This window comes from Mycobacterium sp. Marseille-P9652, assembly GCF_902652685.1.
Classification (GTDB): Bacteria; Actinomycetota; Actinomycetes; order Mycobacteriales; family Mycobacteriaceae; genus Mycobacterium.
The window spans coordinates 1-7681 of sequence record NZ_CACRUY010000100.1 but is presented as its reverse complement, the minus strand read 5'-3'; the positions used below and the strand labels follow the sequence as shown (position 1 = coordinate 7681).

9 protein-coding genes are annotated in these 7681 nt (G+C 71.0%); 3 read left to right on the top strand and 6 right to left on the bottom strand.

What is annotated here, in order from left to right; all coding sequences use genetic code 11:
- The 6 genes from GPY60_RS25935 to GPY60_RS25910 form a co-directional block, all read right to left on the bottom strand.
- The coding region (locus GPY60_RS25935; protein WP_156690555.1) for a PE family protein at positions 1-1198 on the bottom strand (1198 nt) is incomplete at its 3' end.
- Positions 1199-1393: 195 nt separating this feature from the next.
- Positions 1394-2161, bottom strand: coding sequence for a 3'(2'),5'-bisphosphate nucleotidase CysQ (locus tag GPY60_RS25930; RefSeq protein ID WP_156690559.1), 768 nt, complete (start codon positions 2159-2161; stop codon positions 1394-1396).
- Between the two features lie 239 nt (positions 2162-2400).
- Positions 2401-3225, bottom strand: a complete 825-nt coding sequence (locus GPY60_RS25925) for an SCO1664 family protein (RefSeq protein ID WP_370462832.1) — start codon at positions 3223-3225, stop codon at positions 2401-2403.
- Positions 3209-3805, bottom strand: coding sequence for a DUF3090 domain-containing protein (locus GPY60_RS25920; RefSeq protein ID WP_156690554.1), 597 nt, complete (start codon positions 3803-3805; stop codon positions 3209-3211). The genes GPY60_RS25925 and GPY60_RS25920 overlap by 17 nt, the downstream gene beginning before the upstream one ends.
- Before the next feature lie 136 nt (positions 3806-3941).
- Positions 3942-4691 (bottom strand): histidine phosphatase family protein, encoded by a 750-nt coding sequence (locus GPY60_RS25915; protein WP_156690553.1) that lies wholly within the window; start codon positions 4689-4691, stop codon positions 3942-3944.
- Positions 4692-4767: 76 nt separating this feature from the next.
- Entirely contained in the window at positions 4768-5070 is a 303-nt protein-coding gene (locus GPY60_RS25910) for a hypothetical protein (RefSeq protein ID WP_156690552.1), read from the bottom strand.
- Between the two features lie 162 nt (positions 5071-5232).
- On the opposite strand from GPY60_RS25910, the gene GPY60_RS25905 reads away from it, so the two are divergent.
- Genes GPY60_RS25905 through GPY60_RS25895 form a run of 3 tightly spaced genes read left to right on the top strand, consistent with a single transcriptional unit; the run spans position 5233 to position 7576 of the window.
- Positions 5233-6216: a YncE family protein gene (locus GPY60_RS25905; RefSeq protein WP_156690551.1), complete on the top strand. Its 984-nt coding sequence runs from the start codon at positions 5233-5235 to the stop codon at positions 6214-6216.
- Between the two features lie 53 nt (positions 6217-6269).
- Positions 6270-6476, top strand: coding sequence for a DUF5703 family protein (locus tag GPY60_RS25900; protein WP_156690557.1), 207 nt, complete (start codon positions 6270-6272; stop codon positions 6474-6476).
- A gap of 17 nt (positions 6477-6493) precedes the next feature.
- Entirely contained in the window at positions 6494-7576 is a 1083-nt protein-coding gene (locus GPY60_RS25895; protein WP_197283843.1) for a quinone-dependent dihydroorotate dehydrogenase, read from the top strand.
- Positions 7577-7681 lie beyond the last annotated feature (105 nt).

Sequence of the window (7681 nt, the reverse complement as noted above, 5' to 3'; positions counted from 1 at the left end):
GACCAACACCGGCACCAGCGGCGGGGCGGGCGGTCAGGGCGGCACCGGTGGCACCGGCGGCGCCGCCGGCGCGGGCGGCCATGGAACCGACGGCGGCGCTGACGGCACCAGCGGCACGGGTGGGGTCGGCGGCACGGGCGGCATCGGCGGCAAGGGCGGTACCGGCACCGTTGGCACCAACTCTCCGACCGCGCCCGTCCAGGGTGGTCAGGGCGGTCTGGGCGGCGCGGGTGGCGTCGGCGGCGCGGGCGGCGCCGGCGTCGGTGGGGTCGGCGGCGGCGCGGGCGGGCACGGCGGTGTCGGTGGTCAGGGCGGCGCCGGCGGAGTCGGCGGCGCGAGCACCGGCACCGGCGCCGGCATAGGCGCTCAGGGTGGAACCGGTGGCACCGGCGGTACGGCCGGTGCGGGCGGCTCTGGCACTGACGGCGGCGCTGCCGGCGACAACGGCACGGGCGGGGTCGGTGGCACGGGTGGCGCCGGCGGCAAGGGCGGCATCGGCCACTCCGGTACCAGCGATCCGGCCGCGCCAACCCCGGGCGGTCAGGGCGGACAGGGCGGCACCGGCGGCACCGGTGGTGCCGGCGGATCGGGCATCGCCGGAGCGGGCGGCGCCGACGCCACCCGCGCCGCCGTGCCCACCGGCCATGCCCGTGCCCGGGGTGCCAGCGCCACCGGGACCACCGGCGCCGCCGTTGCCGAACAATCCGGCATTACCGCCCGCACCGCCCGGCTGTCCGGGCGCCCCGGAACCACCGTCGCCACCGTTGCCGATCAGAAATCCGCCCGGCCCGCCGGATTGGCCAGAGCCCGGCGCCCCACTCGCACCGTCACCGATCAGCGGGCGCCCGAACAAAATGTTCGTGGGCGTGTTGATCACGGCGAGGACGTCGTCTTCCAGCGTTTGTAGCGGGTTGGCGCTCGCGGCCTCGGTCGCGGCATACGCGCCGGCACCGGCGTTGAGCGCATCGACGAATTGCTGATGGAACGCCGCGACCCGGGCGCTCAACGCTTGGTAGGCGCTGCCGTGGGAACTGAACAGCGCGGCCACCGCGGCCGACACCTCATCGCCTCCGGCGGCAAGGATCTGCGCGGTGGGCCCGGCCGCGGCTGCGTGAGCCGAATCGAGGCCCGAACCGATAGCAGTTAGGTTTTCAGCGGCGGCCGCCACTTGTTCTGGGATTGCAACGACGAACGACACGTCCCGACTCCGATCGCTCGCCCGCCGGTGCCGGCGGTCGCTTCCGACAGGTTCGTCCTCATGGTGCGCCGGCGGAGGCGGCCAAATGATCGGGAGAATTCCCTATCTTTTCGGGCGGCGAGGCGGCCAGTGACGAGAGTCGGCTTCCGACCTTCAAGGTTCGGGACGGAACAACTTATGGCCCGTCGCGATGATTCAGCGAAATTCCTGGCGGATGGCGCCGAGCAGCACCGGCGCCAGCTCGGCCCGGCACATCACGAAGTCGGGCAGATACGGATCGTGCTGGTTGTAGCGCAGCGGCGACCCGTCCAGCCGGGACGCGTGCATGCCCGCGGCCATCACCACCCCGGCGGGTGCGGCCGAGTCCCACTCCCACTGGCCGCCCGCGTGCACGTAGGCGTCGACGTCGCCGTCGATGATGGCCATCGCCTTGGCCCCAGCCGAGCCGATGGCCACCGGCTGGATGTGCAGCGTTTGGCGCATGCGGTACAAGACCGCAGGGGGGCGGGTGGCGCTGACGGCGATCCGGATGGGCGTGGGAACACCGACGCGGGCCGAGTCGGCGGTGACGGTGTCGCTGCGGTAGACGGCGTTCCCCCGGGCCGGCAGCGAGACGGCCGCGTCGGTGATCTCCCGCCGACCGTCGGTGGGGCGCTGCCACAGCGCGACGTGTACCGCCCAGTCGTCACGGCCGGGGGTGGAGAACTCGCGGGTGCCGTCCAGCGGGTCGATGATCCACACCCGGTCGTGCCTCAGGCGGGCGAGGTCGTCGTACGCCTCCTCGCTGAGCACGGCGTCGCCGGGCCGCTCGTCGCGCAGCCGCCGCAGGATCAGCTCGTTGGCCAGGGTGTCACCCGCGTCGCCGAGAGCCCAGGGGTGGCCGAATCCCATCTCGTCCCGGACCTTGAGCAGCAACTCCCCCGCGTCAGCGGCGAGATCGGCGGCCAGCGCGGCGTCGGTCATCTCCTGGGCGGCCTGGCTCACCGCATCAGTATTGCCGACGGGCTGGTCAGCGCTGGAACGCCGGGCGGTGACCCCTTGGGGCGCTTGAAATCCTTCGGATCTGATATCACCGGCGCTATCGGGTTCGACAACATCCCATGTCCCCGGAGACAGCGGAGTCTCTAAGGAGATAGGTGACTCTCGAAAGCGATGTCACCGGTGACATCGCGGTAGCCCGGGCTAGGCGCTGACAACGCCGGCTAGAACGCCGGCCACGGGATGGGGCGATGCCGGTTCGGACCCGGCATGACGGGGTTGTCGAGCAGCGCGAGGGCACGCCTGCGTAGGGCCACGATTTCCGCCCGGGTGATGTTTTCGGCCAGCTCGTCGCAGAACGAGCCATTGAGCGCCTCGGCGAGGCCGGCCACCGCCTCCAGCGTCTCGTCGTCGACCGGCTTGCCGGCCCAGCCCCACAGCACGGTGCGCAGCTTGTTCTCGACGTGCAGGCACACGCCGTGGTCGACGCCAAAGACCCGACCCTCCAGGTCGCGCAGGATGTGACCGCCCTTGCGGTCGGCGTTGTTGACCAGCACGTCGAACACCGCCATCCGCCACAGCCGAATGTCGTCGGCGTGCATGAGGACCACCTCGTCGCCGGCGTAGTCGTAGGCGCGCAGCACCGGCAGATATCCCGCCGGTGGCTTGCCGACGGAAAAGAGATCGACCAGGTCCGGCCCCGGCCGCGGTTCCGAGTCGGCGGCGTCGCCGGGCTGATCGATCCACCGCTGCAGCATGCCCGGGCCGGCGGGCCCGTGACGAATGATGGTGTAGGGCACCAGGTTCCAGCCCAGCTGCCGCGAAACCAGGTACGCGGAGACCTCGCGGCCGGCCAGCGTTCCGTCGGGAAAGTCCCAGAGCGGCTGCTCACCGGCGACGGGCTTGTAGACGCAGTGCACCGTGGAGTCGCCGAGCGTGGACTCGCAGAGGAAGGTGGCGTTGCTGGCGGAACGGATGCGTCCGAGGACGGTCAGCTCGCCGTCCTGAAGCACCTTCCGTTCGTCATGGGCGCTATTCGGCGGGGTCATCGGGGTCATCGTCTGGCCCGAGCAACGCGCCCCGCTTGTATCCGTTGGTGCGCGCGCAGATGTGGCCGTCCGGATCCAGCGGTTCCTCGCACAGCGGGCACGGCGGGCGCCCCGCCGAGATGACGCGGGTGGAGCGCGTGGCAAACTGCCGCGCCGACTCGGGCGTCAGGAACACCCGGACGGCGTCCGGCCCCTCCTCGGTGTCGTCGAGCACCACCGACGCGTCGAACTCGGCGTCGGTGACCGCCAGGAGCTCGACGACCACGGTCTGTGCCTCCGAATCCCAGCCGAGGCCCATCGTCCCGACACGGAATTCGGCGTCGACGGGAGTGATCAACGGACTGAGGTCGTCGATCTCGGTGGGCTCGGGTGGAACCGGCGTGCCGAACCGGCGGTTCACCTCGAGAAGCAGCGCCCCGATGCGTTCCGCCAGCACGGCCACCTGCTGCTTTTCCAGGACCACCGACACCACCCGTGAGTCGTGCACCGCCTGGATGTAGAAGGTGCGGTTGCCGGGCTGCCCGACGGTCCCGGCCACGAAGCGGTCGGGTGTGCGGAAGACGTGGATTGCGCGGGCCATGGCAATTCCAAAATACCGGCTGTTGCCGCCGCTGTCCGATTCGATCGCGTTCGACGGGCCCGGACGGCCGAATTGTCCGTCGGGTCCCAATGGTCGCGATCCGCGTCGCCCGGCGATGCCGCGCTCGCGATCGCGCCTAGTCGGTCGAACCGCCGACGATCGCGTCGCTCGACGGCACGGCCGTGGCCGGCCCCTGTTGCGCCTCGCCGTTCGAGTCCCCCTTGGGCTCCTCCTTCGGCGGGGGGCCCGCCCGAAGCGGCGCCGACAGCCGCGCGCCGGTGTGGTTGACGTGCAACACAAATGGGCGCAGCTCGGTGTAACGGATCACACTCACCGAGCTCGGGTCGGCGGTGATGCGCTGGAAGCCGTCGAGGTGCATGCCATATGCGTCGGCGATGACGGACTTGATGACGTCGCCGTGGGTGCACGCCACCCACAGCGCGTCCCCTTGGGATCCGCCGTATTCGAGGGCCAGCCGCCGGTCGTGCTCGCGGACGGCGGCCACGGCGCGGGCCTGAACCTGCGCCAGCCCCTCACCGCCGGGAAACGTCGCGGCGCTGGGATGGGCCTGGACCACCCGCCACAACGGCTCGCCGGTCAGCTCGCCGATCTTGCGGCCGGTCCAGTCGCCGTAGTCGACCTCCGCGAGCCGCTCGTCGACGAGCGGCTCGAGGCACAGCGCCTCGGCCAGCGGCTCGAGGGTGCGCCGGCACCGCAGCAGCGGCGAGGTCACCAGCGCCCGGATCGGCAGGTCGCCGATGCGGTCGATCAGCCCGGCGGCCTGCTCGCGTCCCTTGTCGTCCAGGTCCACACCCTCGGAACGACCGGCCAGCGTGCCCGCCGTGTTGGACGTGGAACGGCCGTGCCGCACCAGGATCACCGTCATCCGACGCCCCGGAACCTGGCACCAGCCGTCGCCGAAACCTCAGTCACGACGACGACCGTACCCGCTGAGGAAGTGGCTAGCGCGGCACCGCGACCGCGTGGGCCACGGAGTCGCGCACCGCCGCGATCAGGCTGCGCGCGTCGGTCAGGTCGATGTCGACCAGGCTGCGCGTGGCCCTGGCGACGACCTCCTCGGCCTGCGGAACGGGGCCGGCCAGGCGGGGGCGGTAAATTTCGACGATGAGAGACCGATGCTCGATGTGAAAGGAAAAACTGCGTCCGTCACCGACTTGCCCATACCCGCTTGCGAAGATGCCCGTTGTCAGCTCTTCGATAGCAAACTCTTTCGAAGCGGTATGCCGGTCAACGATGACGGTCATGCCGTGACGATACCTCTCGAGCGGGAGCCATCGCAGGCGACATGGCCATATTGGATGCGAAACCGTTCCTTACATTCATGTTTACGCGAGGGAAAATAGTTGCTGTCACGGTTCCGGCCGGTTGAAAGACCACCTCGAAGGCGCATTGCGGTTCTGTTCGCGTTGCTGGCCGTGACGGCCGGGTGCGCGTCGAGTCCGCTCGCCGGTAAGCCGCCGACGATCGAACCGGCACGCGCGGCCCAGTCGCCGCCGGCTTCCGAGCAGCCCTCCGGGGTGGTGTGGCCGCTGGCGGGCCCGGCCACGGCGGCGCTCTTCGACCCGGGCGTCCGGCAGTTGGCAACCCTGGAGCCGGGAGCGGCGAGCCTGACGGTGTTCGCCGCTCCACAGGGGACGCCGCGCGTCATCGCCCTCCCGGGGCCGGGCACCGCGTTGGCCGGCGACGGGCGCGGTAAGGCCTACGTCGCCGGCCGGGGCGGGTATGTCGTGGTCGAGTTGGCGACCGGACACACCACATCGGTGAGCGTCGCCGGCGAACAGCAGACCGACTTCACCGCCATCGCCCGACGGGCCGACGGGAGGCTGGTGCTGGGCAGCGCCGACGGGGCCGTCTGCCTTCTTGCGTCGCCGGACCGCACCGGCACCGCGCCTGTGTCCAGCCGGAACAAGATCTTCGACCGCGTGGATTACCTTGTCGCGCAAGGAAACACGACGGTGGTGCTGGACCGGGGGCAAACCTCGGTGACGTCGATCGACGCCGACGGACGGGTGCGGGAGTCGCTGCGCGCCGGCGAGGGCGCGACCACGCTGGCCGCCGACCCGCTGGGCGTGGTCCTGGCCGCCGACACCCGGGGTGGCCAGCTGCTGGTCTACGGCGTCGACCCGTTGATGCTGCGCCAGGCCTACCCGGTGCGGGAGGCCCCCTACGGGCTGGCCGGCTCCCGCGAGTTGGCCTGGGTATCTCAGACCGGTTCGAATATGGTGGTTGGTTACGATCTGTCCACCGGAATTCCCGTCGAAAAGGTGCGATACCCCACCGTGCAGCAACCGAACTCACTGGCCTTCGACGAACAGTCGGGCACGTTGTACGTGGTTTCGGGGTCCGGTGCGGGGGTCCAGGTCATCGAGCACGCGGCGGGGACACCGTGACGAGCCCGGCCGCGCCGCGGTGGAGCCGGCTTCCCGCCTCGTGGGACGCCGAGATGTCCGACGAGTACGAGTGGGTGCCGTTGCGCCTGCCCCCGGAGGTCACCCGCCTGAGCGCGTCGACCCGCCTGTCGATCGAGGCCGAATACCGCGGCTGGGAACTGACGCGGGTGCGGCTCTACAACGACGGCAGCCGACGGGTCTTGTTGCGCCGCAAGAAGACTCGGATGGACAACCGGCTGCCCGACCAGCCGCAGCCGTGAGGGCCGCCGATCATCGGGTGTACGGCCTGGTGCGGCGGCTGCTGTTCCTGATCCCGCCCGAACGCATCCACACCCTGGTCTTCGCGATGCTGCGGGGCGCCACCGCCCTGGCGCCGGCACGGCGGGTCTTGCGGCGGTTGCTAGGCAACGCCGATCCGATCCTGGCCAGCACCGTGTTCGGCGTGCGCTTCCCTGGCCCACTCGGGCTGGCCGCCGGCTTCGACAAGGACGGCCTGGGCCTGCGCACCTGGGGCGCCCTGGGGTTCGGGCATGCGGAGGTCGGCACGGTGACCGCACACCCACAGCCCGGCAACCCCTCCCCCCGCATGTTCCGCCTGCCCGACGACCGGGCCCTGCTGAACCGCATGGGCTTCAACAACCTCGGCGCCGGCGCCCTGGCGATCCAGCTCGCGCGTCACCGCCCCGACGTCCCGATCGGCGTCAACATCGGCAAGACCAAGGCCACCCCGGCCGCGGAGGCCGTCGACGACTACCGCGCGAGCGCGCGGCTGGTCGGTCCGCTGGCCTCGTACCTGGTGGTCAACGTCAGCTCGCCAAACACGCCCGGGCTGCGCGACCTGCAGGCCGTCGAGTCGCTGCGGCCGATCCTGTCGGCCGTCTTGGCCGAGGTGTCGGTGCCCGTGCTGGTCAAGATCTCGCCGGACCTCTCCGATTCCGACGTCGACGACATCGCCGATCTGGCCGTCGAGCTGGGCCTGGCGGGCATCGTCGCCACCAACACCACCGTGTCGCGCGACGGCCTGGCCACACCGGGCGTCGACGAGCTCGGGCCGGGCGGAATCTCCGGGCCGCCGCTGGCGCGGCGCGCCGTCGAGGTGCTGCGCAGGCTCTACAGCCGGGTCGGTGACCGGCTGGTGCTGATCAGCGTCGGGGGCATCGAGACTTCCGACGACGCGTGGGAGCGAATCACCGCCGGCGCGTCGCTGCTGCAGGGCTACACCGGCTTCGTATACGCGGGTGGCCTGTGGCCCAAGCGAATTCACGACGGCATAGCGGCGCGGCTGCGCGAGGGCGGGTTCGCGTCGCTGGGTGATGCGGTGGGGTCGGCGGCCCTCAAGCCCGGCGGGCCGCCGGGCTAAGCCGCCCCTGGTTTCTCTTCGTCGTCGTCTTCGTCGGGGGTGAGCATTTTTTCGGGGTGGTGGTAGGTGTTGGTTCGGGGTTGGCCGTGGTCGAGGTGGGGTGGG